This is a genomic window from Butyrivibrio sp., assembly GCF_017635265.1.
Lineage (GTDB): Bacteria > Bacillota > Clostridia > Lachnospirales > Lachnospiraceae > Butyrivibrio.
The window spans coordinates 1-15,532 of sequence record NZ_JAGBLU010000099.1; the positions used below are offsets into that span (position 1 = coordinate 1).

Consider the following 15,532-nt stretch of genomic DNA (forward strand, 5'->3'; position numbering starts at 1 on the left):
AGTCCAAGAATCTTGAGATTGAAGAAGTCTATGTAACTATGGGACAGAGAATAACCGAAGGAGAGGCGTTATTTAAGCTTACGGAGGCTTCCGTAGCTTCGGTTAAGAGACTTTTGGAATCAAATCAGGCAGATGCAAAAATTGCATTGGCAGAAGCAGAACAGGAGTACAACATTGGAGTTTTGGAAGCTGAAAACACAGAAACCGAAACTAATGTTTCTGCCGGAAATGCCGGTAAATTATATAATGCTACAGTTCAGGAATTACAGGCTCAAATTACAATCTATACCGGTGATATAGAAGCTCTTACTGCAGAAATTGCTGCTCTTGAAGAGGATCTTCAGGATGAAGAACTTTTGGAATCTCTCGATGAAGCTTATCTGGAGCTTGTGGCTGCAACAAATATATTTAATGATACTGATGTTCAGAATTTTGGTGCCTATACAGCCAATAAGCAGGAAATGGAAGAAGCCCAAAGTGCCTATGACAAAATTTATGATGAAATTGAGTCTATGAAGGATCAGATTGAAGAGGATAAGGATCAGATTGCAGATGATCAGACAGCTCTTTTGCAGGCTCAGGAAGCGTTGGCAGTTCAGAAAGCAGAAGCTGATAATACATATAAATCCACAACATTAAATGGCGAGCTTTCAGATGATGTCTATTCGTATTCTGCAAACACACTTGAAGAGACTATGACAGAAGCCCAAAATGATCTGGATGAAGCCAATGAAGAACTTGAAGCTTTTAACTCTTTTGTGGGGGATGATGGAATTATCTATGCAAACGGAAGTGGCATAGTAACTGCAGTTAACTATGAAGCCGGAGATGAACTTGAAGAAACCGGTGCAATGGTTACTTATACGCAGGAAGATGATTTTACGGTTTCCATCGATATTTCCGAAGAAGACATAAAATCAGTTTCCGTAGGTGATAGCGTGACATTAAAGTTTTCGGCTTATGAAGATGAAAGCTGGGAAGGTGAGGTCAGTGCCATCACGACAACTGTTTCCGACAATCACTCTACAACTGTAAGTTACCCTGTAACTATTGATATTTTGGGGGACACAAGCAAATTGTACGGTGGAATGACTGCAGACGTTACCTTTGTAACCGATTCTGTAAGTGATGTGCTCTATGTCTCTGAACAGGCAATAGTCTATGAGGATGAAAAGACATATGTGTATGTACAATCAGGAAATGATTATGAGAAAAAGAAAATTACAACCGGATTTTCAAACGGCTCTGTAACAGAAGTTACAGAAGGACTTTCGGAAGGTGATTCTGTTTATATTCAAAGTAAAGTAAGTGCAAGTCAGAAGGAACTTATGGATACTACGCAGACAGATATTTCGGGCATGGAATCATCCGGCGGTGCAAACGGAGATGCTAAAGGTACACAGACTCAGGGCGGAGATAAAGATAGCGGATCTGATATGCCTTTAGGAAACGGCAATATGCAGGGTCAAGGCGGTATGCCTGGTGGAAATATGATGCCGGGAGGTAGCAGGTAAATGAGAAAAAAAGTGGCCGATTTATTTGGCAAAATTCGGGAATGGACTTTAAAAAACAAGAAAAAAGCTGCCGGATTATATGGAGGAATAGCACTGATACTGGTTGTTGTTCTGATTGGATCTGCTGTTTTGGGACAAAAAAGCAAATCAGGTCAGGTTGCTTATAAGGAAGAGACAGTAACATACGGAACACTTACAGTAGGTGTCACAGAATCAGGAACTATCACGGTTGGAACATCTTCTCAAACTCTGGATATCGATATCAGTGAATATACTACAAGTACAGATGGTTTTTCTTTTGGGACTCCCGGAGGAATGATGGGAGGTGGCAACAGTCAGAGTACTTCCACTTCAGATTCGGATTCAGACACCAGAGTACTTGAGGTTGAGGAGGTATATGTAACTGTCGGACAGGTTATTTCCGAGGGAGATAAAATTGCCAGACTCAGTAGTGAGAGTGTAAGTAAGATAAGAGCAGATCTTGAAGAGGACGTGGTTTCTGCTCAGAACACCTATGATCAGGCTTTGGCTGAACAGCAGGTAACAGACCTTTCTGCTGATTCGACATATAGTATTAATGAGATGTATGGCAGTTACGCTCAAAGTGAGTATGATACGAGTATTCAACAGCTTCAGGATGCAATAGATGATGCTCAGGATGAACTGGATGAGGCAAATGAAGCTCTTTTGGAATATAAAGAGCAGCTTTCGGAAGACTTAGAGGACCTTCCACAGCTCAAAGCTCTTGTCACAAATGCTGAATATACGGTCAATAACATAGATGTTACCACAGCTACTTATGCATGGGTCGATGCTGAAAATATAAGGGAAGAGGCTCAGGAATTATATGATGCCTGTGAAGAGGAAATTGAGACTTTAACAGAAACTATAAGTGAACAGGAAACAACGATTCAGGAACTGGAAATAGCCCTTGAGGATGCAAAAAAAGCATATGATCTGGGAGTTATTGAAGCTAAAACCACATATGATGTACACAGTCTTTATTACAACGATGCAGAGGAAATAAGAGATGTAACCAAGCTTCAGGCTGATCTAGCAGTCAGAATGGCTGAAGATGATCTGGAAAACGCTCAGGAAAAGCTGGAGGAATTTGATAAATATATAGTTGATGATGTAATTGTGTCAGGATACAACGGAGCAATTTCCGAAGTCAGCATATCTGCAGGTGATGAGCTTTACTCAGACAGCAGCATTTTGGTTGTAAATGACTATGATGAAGTTACTGTAACGGTTGATGTTGACGAGGACGATATCGGCTCGGCACAGCTTGGTGCAGAAGCAAACGTTTATATAGAAGCATTTTCTGATGAGCTGTTTTCTGCTACAGTCACCGATGTGGGAGACGCAACATATGACAGCAGCAGTGCAACCACATCTTATGAAATCACAGTTACACTTTCGGGAGATAATTTGTCGCAGCTTTATACAGGTATGACATCTGATGTTACGTTCATAACACAGGATACAGAAGAGGTACTGTATATTTCCAACAGAGCTGTTACAAGAGAAAACGGAGTTTCAACGGTCAAAGTGAAGGATGCAAATGGAAAGATAAAGACTGTAACAGTTGAAACAGGATTTTCTGATGGCAGCAGTGTAGAAATAAAGTCGGGACTATCCGAAGGTGACACGGTAATAATTGAAAGTACTGTAAATTAAAGGCATAGGGCAAAAACATGAGATTATCAGAAATTTTCAGATTGGTGTGGCTCAATCTGTCACAGAACAAATCAAAAGTAATTCTTACAAGTTTTGGAATTGTGGTTGGTGCGGCAACCATTATGCTGGTCATTGCCATAGGTACCGGTGGTAAGGAAGATGTTGCGGAACAGTTTAAAAACCTTAATGCCGGAGCGATTGATATAGCCTATGACGCTACAAGCTCATCATATAATCAGCAGGGCGGCTTTGGCGGATTCGGCGGTGGATCAGGAATGCCATCAGCAAGAAATAGCGGCGGAGGCATGATGGGCGGAGGCTTTCCCGGAGGGGGTGGAAACCAGAACAAAAACACAGTGACTCTCACAACGGATGACATGGAAGAAATAATGACATTTGTTCCGGGGCTTTCTTCCGGAACAATGTCCTACACCACAAGTGCTACTGTAGACGGAGGAGAACTTGATGAGTCTACTTCGTACACAGTGGCCGGTGTTAAATATAATTATGCGGATATGTCAAATCTTGAGCTTGCCATTGGTTCTTTTATTGAAGAAGATGATGACACTTATAAGAACAAATATTGTGTCCTTGGGTTTGATGTTGCCAAGGAAGTATTTGGAAGCGCCTATGATGCGTATGATGAAACCATATACATTGATGACAGATCCTATACGGTAAAAGGAATCCTTACGGAAGTTGGAACCGTAGCTTCGGGAATAAGTCCGGACAGTGCAATATTTGTTCCGTATGAGACCGGAATCAAATATCTTACCGGTACTGATATAAGTCCTACAATTACAGTTATAGCTGAGGATACCAATCAGGTTGATACGATTAAAACAAATATTGAGACTGTTCTTGGAGAGTCTTATCCCAATGCAACTTTTACAATATCCGATGCCGGTTCCAAAATGGAGGCAGCAAATCAGTCAAACAGAACACTTACACTTCTTTTGTATGCTATGGCTGCCATAGTGTTTGTGGTCGGAGGTATTGGAATCATGAATGTCTTATTTGTATCGGTAAAAGAACGTACAAATGAGATTGGTATTTTAAAGGCCATAGGATGCAGTCAGAAGGATATTCTTTTGGAATTCCTTCTGGAAGCAAGTACTATTTCGCTGATCGGTTCGATTGTGGGAGTTTTATGTGCAATCGGGCTTACCCCGATAATTGAGAGCTTTGATATGACAGTTTCTTTGTCAGTGGCAGGCGCCGTTTTATCCCTTCTGTTCGGTGTATTTACCGGTACGGTATTTGGTTTTTATCCTGCATACAAGGCATCAATTCTTGTGCCGATTGTGGCTCTTAATCAGGAATAAAGAGGATAAGCTATGGAAAAAGAAACTAATAAAAATCGTAAGATAAAAGAAACCTCTGAAGAAAAGAAAGCTCTTTTGACTGAAGATGCAGCTCTCGGTGAAATTGCATCAGATAAAATTTTCGAAGATGATCCTGAACTTGCAAGGGAACTTGCCGAGGACAGAAAAATACAGGAGAAGGCAAGAGAATACAAAGCACTTCAGGAAGCCAGAAAGAAGCAAAAGAGGAAAAAAATCATTATTATTATTTCGGTAGTTTTGGTTATTGCCATTGCATCATTTACAGGATATCGGTTTTATCAGAACGTGCAGGCTCAGAAAAATTCCGAGGCACAAATAAAAATTTCTGAAGATCAGGAACTTGTATATGCGCAAATTGATTCTATTGTCGGCAACAATATTAATGTAAGCCTTGTAAGTGAGAATACAGATCAGGCAAAAGAAAATGAAAGAGGAGGTTTTAGTAATGAATCTTCTTATGTTTCTACAGGTGAAACAGCATTGTATCAGATTCCTGTCGGAACAAAGGTGATTACAAAGCTGGGAACCAGTGCAACCTTTACGTCTCTTTCAAAGGAAAATGTAATAGCTATAGCTTTGGAAAAGGGAACAGAGATAATTGATAAAATTTGGGTGATTGAGTGAGGAAATGCCATGAGCATGATCAAAATGGTTAATATCTGTAAAGGCTTTGATCTTGGAGAGGATAAGGTGCAGATATTAAAAAATATAAACTTCAATGTTGACGAAGGGGAGTTTGTGGCTATTTTAGGACCTTCCGGTTCAGGTAAGACAACCCTGATGAATATAATAGGATGCATGGACATCACGGATACAGGGGAGTATTATCTTGATGGACAGGCCATTCATACGATGGAAGAGCAGGATCTTGGAAATATCAGGAATAAGGAGATAGGGTTTATTTTCCAGAATTATCAACTGATTCCTACCTACAATATCCTTCAGAATATCATAATGCCGCTTATTGTAAGAGGAATGACCACACAGGAAGCAGAAGATAAGTGCCTTGATACTATAAAACTCTTGGGACTTGACCACAGACTGCGTCACAAACCAAATGAATTGTCAGGAGGTCAGAAGCAGCGTGTCTCCATAGCAAGAGCACTTGTGGGAGAGCCGGCAATTCTTTTGGCGGACGAACCTACCGGAGCCCTTGACAGATCAAGCGGTCAGGATGTTCTTAAGCTGTTTAAGGATCTTAACGAAATGGGGCATACTATTGTTATGATCACACATGATTTGAATGTTGCAAAAAACGCAACCAGAATAGTGCATATTATAGACGGGCAATTGTCTGAGGATTGAGAAGTTGCTTTACATAATCTGCTTTCTATGTTATCATATGTTAGTTGCTGACTTAATGTTCAGACAACGGTAACAGACTACCTTATACTCGGATGCAGGATACTCCAACCTTTATCTGCGTATTAGGAGGAATTATTATTTATAAGGAGAAAAGAAATGATTTCAAAAGAAAAGAAAACAGAAGTAATCAGCAAGTTTGCAAGAACAGCAGGCGACACAGGCTCACCGGAGGTTCAGGTAGCTATCCTTACAGAGAGAATTAAGGAGCTCAATGCTCACCTTGATAAGAACCCTAAGGATCACCACTCAAGAAGAGGTCTTCTTAAGATGGTAGGTCAGAGACGTAGCCTTCTCGGATACCTTAAGAAGAAGGATATCGAAGCTTATCGTAAGCTTATCGCAGACCTTGGTCTTAGAAAGTAATCTGTTAAAGAAGACGGGATAAGGCTGATGTATATTCATCAGCCTATTCCGTTTTTTGCATAATTAGGAAAATCTTTAGAATTTCCTGTTATAAAAATTTTAGTTTTATGAAACAATGATGTATGGATTCAAAGTTATAATAAAGATTGTGATTCCATGATTTTTATTATGACCTTGAAAACCATATGTCAATAATAATGTTTAAACTGCACACGCACCTGAAGTACATGTAGTTTCCTAGAGATAATTCCGTGAGATGAATTGCAGATGATGGACTGCGGATGAGCAGTAGAAGGAGAAAAAATGGTAAAGACTTATTCAATGGAACTTGCCGGCCGTACACTTAAGGTTGAGATCGGCAAAGTCGGAAAACAGGCAAATGGCTGCGCTTTCATGCAGTATGGAGACACAACAGTTTTATGTACAGCAACAGCTTCTGCTAAACCAAGGGATGGAATTGATTTCTTTCCTCTTTCAGTAGAGTATGGTGAGAAGTTTTATGCTATAGGTAAATTCCCGGGTGGATACAATAAGAGAGAGGGCAAGCCTTCTGAAAACGCTATTCTTACAAGCCGCGTTATCGATCGTCCTATGCGTCCTCTTTTCCCTAAGGATTATAGAAATGATGTAACAATTGAGACTATGGTTATGGCAGTTGATCCTCAGTGCCGTCCTGAACTCCTTGCTATGCTGGGGGCTTCAATCTCAGTATCAATCTCTGATATTCCTTTTGATGGTCCATGTGCAATGACACAGATCGGTATGATTGATGGAGAACTTATTGTCAATCCTACACAGGAGCAGTGGAATACAGGTGATCTTAAGCTCACAGTTGCATCTGTAGGACAGAAGGTAATCATGATTGAGGCAGGTGCCAACGAGATTCCTGAAGAAAAGATGAAGGAAGCCATCTATAAGGCACATGACGTAAACCTTCAGATTATCGAGTTCTTTAAAGGAATTGTTGCTGAGGTTGGTAAGCCAAAACACGAATATACAAGCTGTGCAGTTCCGGAGGAACTTTTTGCAGCAATCAAAGAAGTTGTTCCGCCTGAAGAAATGGAAAAGGCTGTATTTACAGATGATAAGCAGACAAGAGAAGCTAACATTGCCGAGATTACAGACAGACTCACAGAGAAGTTTGCAGACAACGAAGAGTGGCTTGCAATCCTTGGTGAAGCAATCTATCAGTACGAGAAAAAGACAGTTCGTAAGATGATCCTTAAAGATCACAAGAGACCAGACGGACGTGACATAAAGCAGATCAGACCACTTTCAGCTGAGGTTGATCTTATTCCTAGAGTACACGGAAGTGCTATGTTCACTCGTGGACAGACACAGATCTGTGATGTTGTAACACTTGCACCTCTTTCAGAGGCTCAGAAGGTTGAAGGACTTGATTCTTATGCAGCAGATAAGAGATATGTTCATCAGTACAACTTCCCTGCTTATTCAGTAGGTGAAACAAAGGTTTCAAGAGGACCGGGACGTAGAGAAATCGGACACGGAGCTCTTGCAGAGAGAGCACTTCTTCCGGTTCTTCCAAGTGTTGATGAGTTCCCATATGCAATCCGTGCTGTATCAGAGACATTTGAGTCAAACGGATCAACATCTATGGCTTCAACATGTGCATCATGTATGTCACTTATGGCTGCAGGTGTTCCGATCAAGAAGATGGTTGCAGGTATCAGCTGCGGTCTTGTAACCGGTGATACAGATGATGATTTCATTGTGCTCACAGATATTCAGGGACTTGAAGATTTCTTCGGTGATATGGACTTTAAGGTAACAGGAACAAGAGACGGTATCACAGCTATCCAGATGGATATCAAGATTCACGGTCTTACAAAGCCTATCGTTGAGACTGCCATTGCACAGTGTCGTGAGGCAAGACTCTTTATTATGGATGAGTGCATGAGCAAAGCAATTGCCGAGCCACGTAAGGAAGTTTCCAAGTATGCTCCTAAGATTGTTTCTATGCAGATTGATCCTGAGAAGATTGGTGATGTTGTTGGGCAGCGTGGAAAGACAATCAACGAGATCATTGCCAGAACAGGTGTTAAGATTGATATTACAGATGATGGACAGGTTTCTGTTTGCGGAGAAGATAAGGATAAGATTGCAGAAGCTGTAAACATGATCAATGTTATTGTTACAGACTTCGAGAAAGATCAGATCTTTACAGGTAAGGTTGTAAGCATCAAGGAGTTCGGCGCATTTGTTGAATTTGCTCCGGGCAAAGAGGGTATGGTTCACATCAGCAAGGTATCTAAAGAGAGAATTGACCATGTTGAAGATGTTCTTACACTTGGAGATACTGTAAGAGTTATCTGCCTTGGCAAGGATAAGATGGGAAGAATAAGCTTCTCAATCAAGGATTGTCCTAAAGACTGAACTAAGGTTAAGTGACGCAAGATTCAAGTTTACCCATTGGACTGACGTTCTCACTCTATAGAAAACGTAGTGGTACTAAGGCGTCGAAAAACGCCGCCTAAGTACCAACGTTTTCTAAAGCAGTCCAAGTGTGTAAACATGAAGGCTTGCGTCTATTTATGTGTTTGATAATCTTTAATGACACTTGATTGAGTGTTGATTTGTGATGAAGTTAGGACACTTGATTGAGTGGTGATTTGTGATGAAGTTAGGATGCTTGATTGAGTATCAATTTGTGATGTGAGCAACCGGTAAATGTTTTAGTAAAAGGATTTTGAAATGAGTAATACAAAAGAAACAATTAGTGAGATAAATAAGCGCCGTACTTTTGCGATAATTTCCCATCCTGACGCTGGTAAGACGACTCTTACCGAGAAGTTCCTTCTTTATGGAGGAGCTATAAATATGGCCGGCAGCGTCAAGGGAAAGGCAACAGCAAGACATGCGGTATCAGACTGGATGGAAATTGAAAAACAGAGAGGTATCTCAGTTACATCTTCAGTTCTTCAGTTTAATTTTGAAGGGTGTTGTATCAACATTCTTGATACGCCCGGACATCAGGATTTCTCAGAGGATACCTACAGAACTCTTATGGCTGCGGATTCTGCAGTCATGGTAATTGATGCCAGTAAGGGTGTTGAGGCTCAGACAAGAAAACTCTTTAAAGTTTGTGCCATGAGTCATATTCCGATTTTTACTTTTATTAACAAGCTGGATCGTGATGCCAAAGATACTTTTGACCTTTTGGATGATATTGAGAACAATCTTGGCATTGCAACATGCCCTATGAACTGGCCTATTGGTTCAGGTAAGAATTTCAAGGGAATCTATGACAGAAGAGAAGGGCATATAGTTACTTTCTCTGAGACACAAAAGGGTACTAAAGAAGGAAAAGAAACTTTTATTGATCTCAATGACAAGGCTGCTATTGACAGTGAGATAGGACAGGATGCATTTGAAAAGCTGCAGGGTGAAATTGAGCTTCTTGACGGTGCCGGAGCAGAGTACGATATTGATAAAGTACGTGCAGGAGAGCTTACTCCGGTATTTTTCGGTTCAGCTCTTCAGAACTTTGGTGTGGAGTTGTTTTTGCATCATTTCCTTAAAATGGCTACTCCTCCTACAGGTCGTAAGTCTTCTGACGGAGAGCTTATAGATCCTTTTGAGAGAGATTTTACGGCTTTTGTTTTTAAAATTCAGGCCAACATGAACAAAGCTCACAGAGACAGAGTTGCATTCATGAGAATCTGTTCAGGTCGCTATGATGCAAATAGTGAAGTAAAGCACGTTCAGAGCGGTAAGGTTATGAGACTTTCCCAGCCTCAGCAGCTTATGGCTGATGAGAGAAAGATTTTAAGTGAAGCCTACGCAGGAGATATTATGGGTGTGTTTGATCCCGGTATTTTCTCTATTGGTGATACTATTTGTATGCCTAAAGACAATGTGGTATACGAGGGAATTCCGACTTTCGCTCCTGAGCATTTTGCAAGGGTTCGACAGGTGGATACCATGAAGCGTAAGCAGTTTGTTAAGGGAATTACCCAGATTGCGCAGGAAGGTGCCATTCAGATATTCCAGGAGTACAACACAGGTCTTGAAGAAATTATTGTTGGTGTAGTTGGTGTTCTTCAGTTTGATGTATTGAAGTTTAGGCTCCAAAGCGAGTACAATGTTGATATAATCCTTGAGAATCTTCCATATGAGTATATAAGATGGGTTGATAATCAGGATATAGATATGTCAACACTTGTAGGCACGTCTGATATGAAAAAAATCAAAGATATGCACGACAGACCACTTCTATTGTTTATTAATGAGTGGAGTGTAGGCATGACTATTGAGAGAAACAAGGGACTTATTCTTTCCGAGTTCAAAAAGAATTAAAGCTATTTCACAATTGGAGGGGGAACATTTGGGGAAAGGTCTTGGAAAAACAAAAAGAATAGCAGCTGCAGTATTAGCAATGGTGCTTGTCACAGGCAGTCTTTCGGGTTGTCAGTATTCAAGTCTTGATGAATATCTTGAGGCTCTCGGCCTTAAGGATTCCAAACTTGATAATCCGGTGTATTCTTCAAATGAGGCTATACCGGAAGTAACTGCTGCATCGACTACTGAAATGAGTTTGGAAATTGTGGAGGATTTGGCTGAATCTGCAGCCAATGCCGCAACTTCATATGCTGAGGTCAGAATAGATGAAGTGACAATAGAAGATACTTCTGATAGCTCTGCCCAAGATGCAAGCGCTGATTCCAAAATTTATTCCAAACCGGCTAAAGGTACTGTGATTTCAAAAGAAACCGATGAGGAAGAGGCAAGAGAAAGAGAAGAAATAGGGCTATCCGATAACGGCATAGAAAACATAAAAAAAAGTCAGGAAGGGCTTTATGCTTATGAAAGGCTTACAGAAGCCGGAAAGACTTTGTATGTGGAAATGCTTGTAATATTGCAGAATCTTGCTTCGGATATCATTGTTTCAACTACAAGCGACGAAGCGATAGAGCAGGTTTTTGAGTATGTAATGGCAGACCACCCTGAAATTTTTTATGTTGATGGATATCATTACACGAATTATACTATCGACAATGTTATAACCAAGATTTCTTTTACCGGCAATTATACTTATAACAAGGATCAGGTAGAAGAGAAACAGCTTGCTGTAAATGAGGCAGTAAATAAATGCCTTGCAAATGCTCCATCTTCTGAAGATGATTACTATGCCATTAAGTATATTTATGATTATCTTATCTCCAATACTGAATATGATATAGAATCTCCGGATAATCAGAATATATGCTCTGTCTTTATAAATGGCAGAAGCGTATGCAATGGATATTCCAAGGCTGCACAGCTTCTTTTAAATAAACTTGGAATTGAATGTACATTGGTTACAGGTACTGTAGATACCAAGAATTCAAAGGGTATCAGACATGCATGGAATCTTGTAAAATGCAATGACGCTTATTATTATATTGATGTTACCTGGGGAGATTCCTCTTATCAGACAACCAACGGTGAAAGCGCGGATGCAACAAAGCTTCCTGCTGTGAACTATGATTATCTGAATGTCACTACTGCTGATATTTTAAGGAATCACACAATTTCAGATACTATTGATATGCCGAATTGTTCCAGCATGGCAGATAATTATTATGTGCGTGAAGATGAGTACTTTACATCAGCAGAAATGTCTCTTGTAAAGGACCTTTTTGACAGAAGGTACAAAGACGGAAGTAACAATGTGACCATAAAATGTGCGAATCAGGAAGTATACGATAGTATGTTTTCTGAATTGATAACTGCCAGAAAGGTATTTGAATATATGCAGGGAGATACAGCTTCCGTATCCTACACCACTTTTGCAGATACCAATACAATAATCTTTTGGCTGTAGTAGCGGCGGTGAATAAGTATTATTGAGCTTAGAAATATGGTATACTGACTCGCTTAGTGAGGTATTTTCGAACTTAGCGATAAGGATACCATAATTCTTAGTGAAGTATTATTGAGCTTAGAAATATGGTATACTGACTCGCTTAGTGAAGTATTATTGAGCTTAGAATTATGGTATAATGATTCATGATTGTAAAAAAATGAGGTGACAAGTAATGGGAAAAGAAATTGCAGAGATCGGATCTGTTAAGATCGCAGATGACGTAGTAGCCAGAATTGCAGCTCTTGCAGCTCTTGAAGTTGATGGTGTTTCAGCTATGGCCGGTAATTATACAAGCGATATTCTTGAAAAAGTAAGTCGTAAAAATCTTTCCAAGGGTGCCAAAGTTATGATAAATGCATCTGATGTCAAGGTTGATCTGGCACTTATGATGGCTTATGGATACAATATTCCGGCAACCTGCCAGCAGGCACAGACAAAAGTAAAGGCTTCAATCGAGAACATGACCGGTCTTGAAGTTACTGATGTTAATATCAGAATAGCCGGTATTACAATGCCTAAGGCCTGATTAAACCATATATTTTTATAGAATAGGAAAAATGTGATGAATAGAAGTTTACTGAGAGAGCAGATATTTATGCTGCTTTTTCGTGTTGAGTTTAATTCCATTGAAGAAATGGCAGAACAGGAAGAGCTTTTTACAACAGTTAGTGATGAAGAGTTTTCCAAAAAGGATGCTGATCAGATAAGAGAGAAATATGAAAAGATTGCTGAAAAGCTTCCCGAGATTGATGAAGCAATAAATGCCGCTACATCAGGATGGGATACTAAACGTATGGCTAAAGTTGATCTTACTATCATACGTCTTGCTGTCTATGAGATTAAATATGACGAGAGCGTTCCTACAGGTGTAGCAATAAATGAAGCGGTAGAACTTGCCAAGAAGTTTGGACAGGATGGTTCACCTGCTTTTGTAAATGGAGTGTTAGCTAAATTTGCGCAGTGAGTATACAGTCACACAGGTTAATGCATACATTAAAAATATGTTTACTCAGGACTTCCTTCTTAGGACGATTACCATTAAGGGGGAAGTGAGTAATTTAAGGTACCACTCATCCGGACATATTTATTTTACGCTAAAGGATGGCGGTGGTGCTATTTCTTGTGTAATGTTCCGGGGAGATAAAGAGAGAGGCGGTCTTTCTTTTTTGATGAAAGAGGGACAGCAGGTAAAGGCCAGCGGAACAGTAGATGTATTTGAAAGAGATGGGAAATATCAGCTCTATGCCAGAAGAATTGAACTTGACGGCGCCGGAGCTCTTTATGAGAAATATGAAGAGCTAAAGAAAAGGCTAGCTGAATCCGGCATGTTTGCAGAAGAATATAAGCAGCCTATTCCCAAATACATAACGACTCTTGGGATAGTTACAGCTCCTACTGGTGCGGCAGTGAGGGATATAATAAATGTGGCTACTCGTAGAAATCCGCATGTTCATATAATTCTTTATCCCGCCATAGTACAAGGTGCAGAAGCTTCTGAGAGTATAGTCAGAGGAATAAATGCTCTGACAGAGAAAAATGTGGATGTAATGATCGTTGGACGTGGTGGAGGTTCTATCGAAGATCTTTGGGCATTCAACGAGGAGAATGTTGCTCAGGCAATATTTGATTGTCCGATTCCAATTATATCTGCAGTTGGTCATGAGACCGATACAACAATCGCTGACTATGTTTCTGACAAAAGAGCTCCGACTCCTTCTGCGGCTGCAGAGCTTGCGGTATATGAATATGATCGCTTTCTTCAGGATTTAGGAGACTACGCTTTTACCCTGACCAAAAGCATGGAAAGCAGGATAAAAGAAATGAAACTGTCTGAAAACAGATACAAAGAGAATTTAAGGCTGTTAAGTCCTATGGGAAGAATAAGGGACAGGCTTTTAAGAGCAGATAAGCTGGAAGATAGCTTGAATTCCAAAATTGACAAGAAAATTTCCTTATACAGGCACAGGTTAAACATAGATATTGAGAAACTAAAGGGGATGTCGCCACTTGACAGGCTTAAAGGGGGATATTCCTATGTAGCAGATGAGTCCGGCAAAAATATTAAAAGTATAGATCTGGTTAAGGAAGGTGACAAGCTGAATATATATGTTACCGATGGAATCATAACCGGCACAGTTGATGGAACAAAGGTTTTATCATATGGCAAAGAAGAATGACAATACAGAGGAAAAAAAGCTTTCAATAGAAGAGGCTTTTTCTGAAATAGAAAAGAAAATACAATCTCTTGATAAGGAAGACATTTCTCTTGAGGACTCTTTTAAAGAGTACAGGGAAGGAATGGAGCTTCTTAAATACTGCCATGAGGCTATTGAGGAAGTTGAACAAAAGGTTCAGAAGATAGCGGCAGATGGCAATCTGGAGGATTTTGAATAAATGAGCGGTGATAGTTTTGCAAAGCGCCTTGAAGAAAAAAGCGCTGTTGTTTCAGATGTTATAAAGACTTTTTTACCTAAAGAAGAAGGATATGCAAAGCGCGTATTTGAGGCTATGAATTATTCTCTTTTGGCAGGTGGAAAGAGGATAAGACCTATCATGATGCTTGAGTCTTACAGGCTCTTTGCAGGCGATAAGTTTGATGAAAGCATTATTAATCCTTTTCTGGCAGCTATTGAGATGATACACACTTATTCTCTGGTTCATGACGACCTTCCTGCAATGGATAACGACGAGTACAGAAGAGGAAGAAAGACAACTCATGCCGTATATGGCGCAGGGATGGCAACCCTTGCAGGTGACGGTCTTTTAAACTATGCTTTTGAAACGGCCATTGGTGGTGCCATAAATGGTAAAGGCTGCTCTGACTATGACGGAGAGACTTCAAACAGATATCTTGCAGCTTTGAGTATTCTTGCCAATAAAGCCGGTATTTACGGAATGGTTGGCGGTCAGTGTGCTGATATAATGGCTGAGAATGCCACAGGACTTTCTGATAAGGAAATGAGAGATGTGCTTTCATATATTGATGAAAATAAGACAGGTGCTCTCATAGAGTCAAGTCTTATGATCGGTGCGGTTTTAGGTGGCGCTGACAAGGAAAAGGTTGAAAAAATGGAAAGAATCGGAAGCAGCGTGGGAATTGCTTTTCAGATTCAGGATGATATCTTGGATATCGAGGGTACATTGGAAGAACTTGGAAAGCCTATTGGTTCTGATGAGAAGAACAAAAAAAGTACTTATGTAAGCCTTTACGGAATGGAAAATGCCAAGGCAAAGGTAAAAGAACTTTCGGATCAGGCAAGCGGTTTTCTTAAAGATATGGGATTTGAAGGATCTTTTCTTGATGAGCTTTTTCAGTATATGATCTACAGAAAAAAGTAATATAGTTACTGTATTATACAGTTCATTGGCAGTATAAATGGCGGATCAGACAGATTATT

The 15,532-nt window shown here is 40.1% G+C and carries 14 protein-coding genes; all 14 read left to right on the plus strand.

The window, feature by feature from the left end; genetic code table 11:
• The coding region (locus tag J6O61_RS11590; RefSeq protein WP_292213303.1) for an efflux RND transporter periplasmic adaptor subunit at positions 1-1,514 on the plus strand (1,514 nt) is incomplete at its 5' end.
• On the plus strand, positions 1,515-3,194 hold the full coding sequence (locus J6O61_RS11595; RefSeq protein WP_292213306.1) for an efflux RND transporter periplasmic adaptor subunit: 1,680 nt from the start codon (positions 1,515-1,517) through the stop codon (positions 3,192-3,194). It begins immediately after the preceding gene.
• A gap of 17 nt (positions 3,195-3,211) precedes the next feature.
• A complete protein-coding gene (locus tag J6O61_RS11600) occupies positions 3,212-4,519 on the plus strand; it encodes an ABC transporter permease (protein ID WP_292213309.1) in 1,308 nt (435 codons plus the stop codon).
• A 12-nt stretch (positions 4,520-4,531) separates the two neighbouring features.
• Positions 4,532-5,164: a hypothetical protein gene (locus tag J6O61_RS11605; RefSeq protein ID WP_292213311.1), complete on the plus strand. Its 633-nt coding sequence runs from the start codon at positions 4,532-4,534 to the stop codon at positions 5,162-5,164.
• Positions 5,165-5,173: 9 nt separating this feature from the next.
• On the plus strand, positions 5,174-5,845 hold the full coding sequence (locus J6O61_RS11610) for an ABC transporter ATP-binding protein (RefSeq protein WP_292213312.1): 672 nt from the start codon (positions 5,174-5,176) through the stop codon (positions 5,843-5,845).
• A gap of 156 nt (positions 5,846-6,001) precedes the next feature.
• Positions 6,002-6,268 carry a 30S ribosomal protein S15 gene (gene rpsO, locus J6O61_RS11615; protein ID WP_022775827.1) on the plus strand — a complete coding sequence of 89 codons (267 nt, stop codon included), beginning with the start codon at positions 6,002-6,004 and terminating at the stop codon, positions 6,266-6,268.
• Between the two features lie 303 nt (positions 6,269-6,571).
• Positions 6,572-8,662, plus strand: a complete 2,091-nt coding sequence (locus J6O61_RS11620; RefSeq protein WP_292213313.1) for a polyribonucleotide nucleotidyltransferase — start codon at positions 6,572-6,574, stop codon at positions 8,660-8,662.
• A gap of 318 nt (positions 8,663-8,980) precedes the next feature.
• Positions 8,981-10,585: a peptide chain release factor 3 gene (locus J6O61_RS11625; protein WP_292213315.1), complete on the plus strand. Its 1,605-nt coding sequence runs from the start codon at positions 8,981-8,983 to the stop codon at positions 10,583-10,585.
• A gap of 28 nt (positions 10,586-10,613) precedes the next feature.
• Positions 10,614-12,092, plus strand: a complete 1,479-nt coding sequence (locus J6O61_RS11630; protein WP_292213317.1) for a transglutaminase domain-containing protein — start codon at positions 10,614-10,616, stop codon at positions 12,090-12,092.
• Between the two features lie 214 nt (positions 12,093-12,306).
• Positions 12,307-12,660: an Asp23/Gls24 family envelope stress response protein gene (locus J6O61_RS11635; protein ID WP_292213320.1), complete on the plus strand. Its 354-nt coding sequence runs from the start codon at positions 12,307-12,309 to the stop codon at positions 12,658-12,660.
• A 36-nt stretch (positions 12,661-12,696) separates the two neighbouring features.
• Positions 12,697-13,098 carry a transcription antitermination factor NusB gene (gene nusB / locus J6O61_RS11640; RefSeq protein WP_292213322.1) on the plus strand — a complete coding sequence of 134 codons (402 nt, stop codon included), beginning with the start codon at positions 12,697-12,699 and terminating at the stop codon, positions 13,096-13,098.
• A 37-nt stretch (positions 13,099-13,135) separates the two neighbouring features.
• Entirely contained in the window at positions 13,136-14,311 is a 1,176-nt protein-coding gene (xseA, locus tag J6O61_RS11645) for an exodeoxyribonuclease VII large subunit (RefSeq protein WP_442861706.1), read from the plus strand.
• Positions 14,295-14,528 carry an exodeoxyribonuclease VII small subunit gene (gene xseB / locus J6O61_RS11650; RefSeq protein ID WP_292213327.1) on the plus strand — a complete coding sequence of 78 codons (234 nt, stop codon included), beginning with the start codon at positions 14,295-14,297 and terminating at the stop codon, positions 14,526-14,528. The genes xseA and xseB overlap by 17 nt, the downstream gene beginning before the upstream one ends.
• The gene (locus J6O61_RS11655; RefSeq protein WP_292213329.1) at positions 14,529-15,473 is read left to right on the plus strand and encodes a polyprenyl synthetase family protein; all 945 of its coding nucleotides are present in this window, start codon (positions 14,529-14,531) and stop codon (positions 15,471-15,473) included.
• Positions 15,474-15,532: the final 59 nt, after the last annotated feature.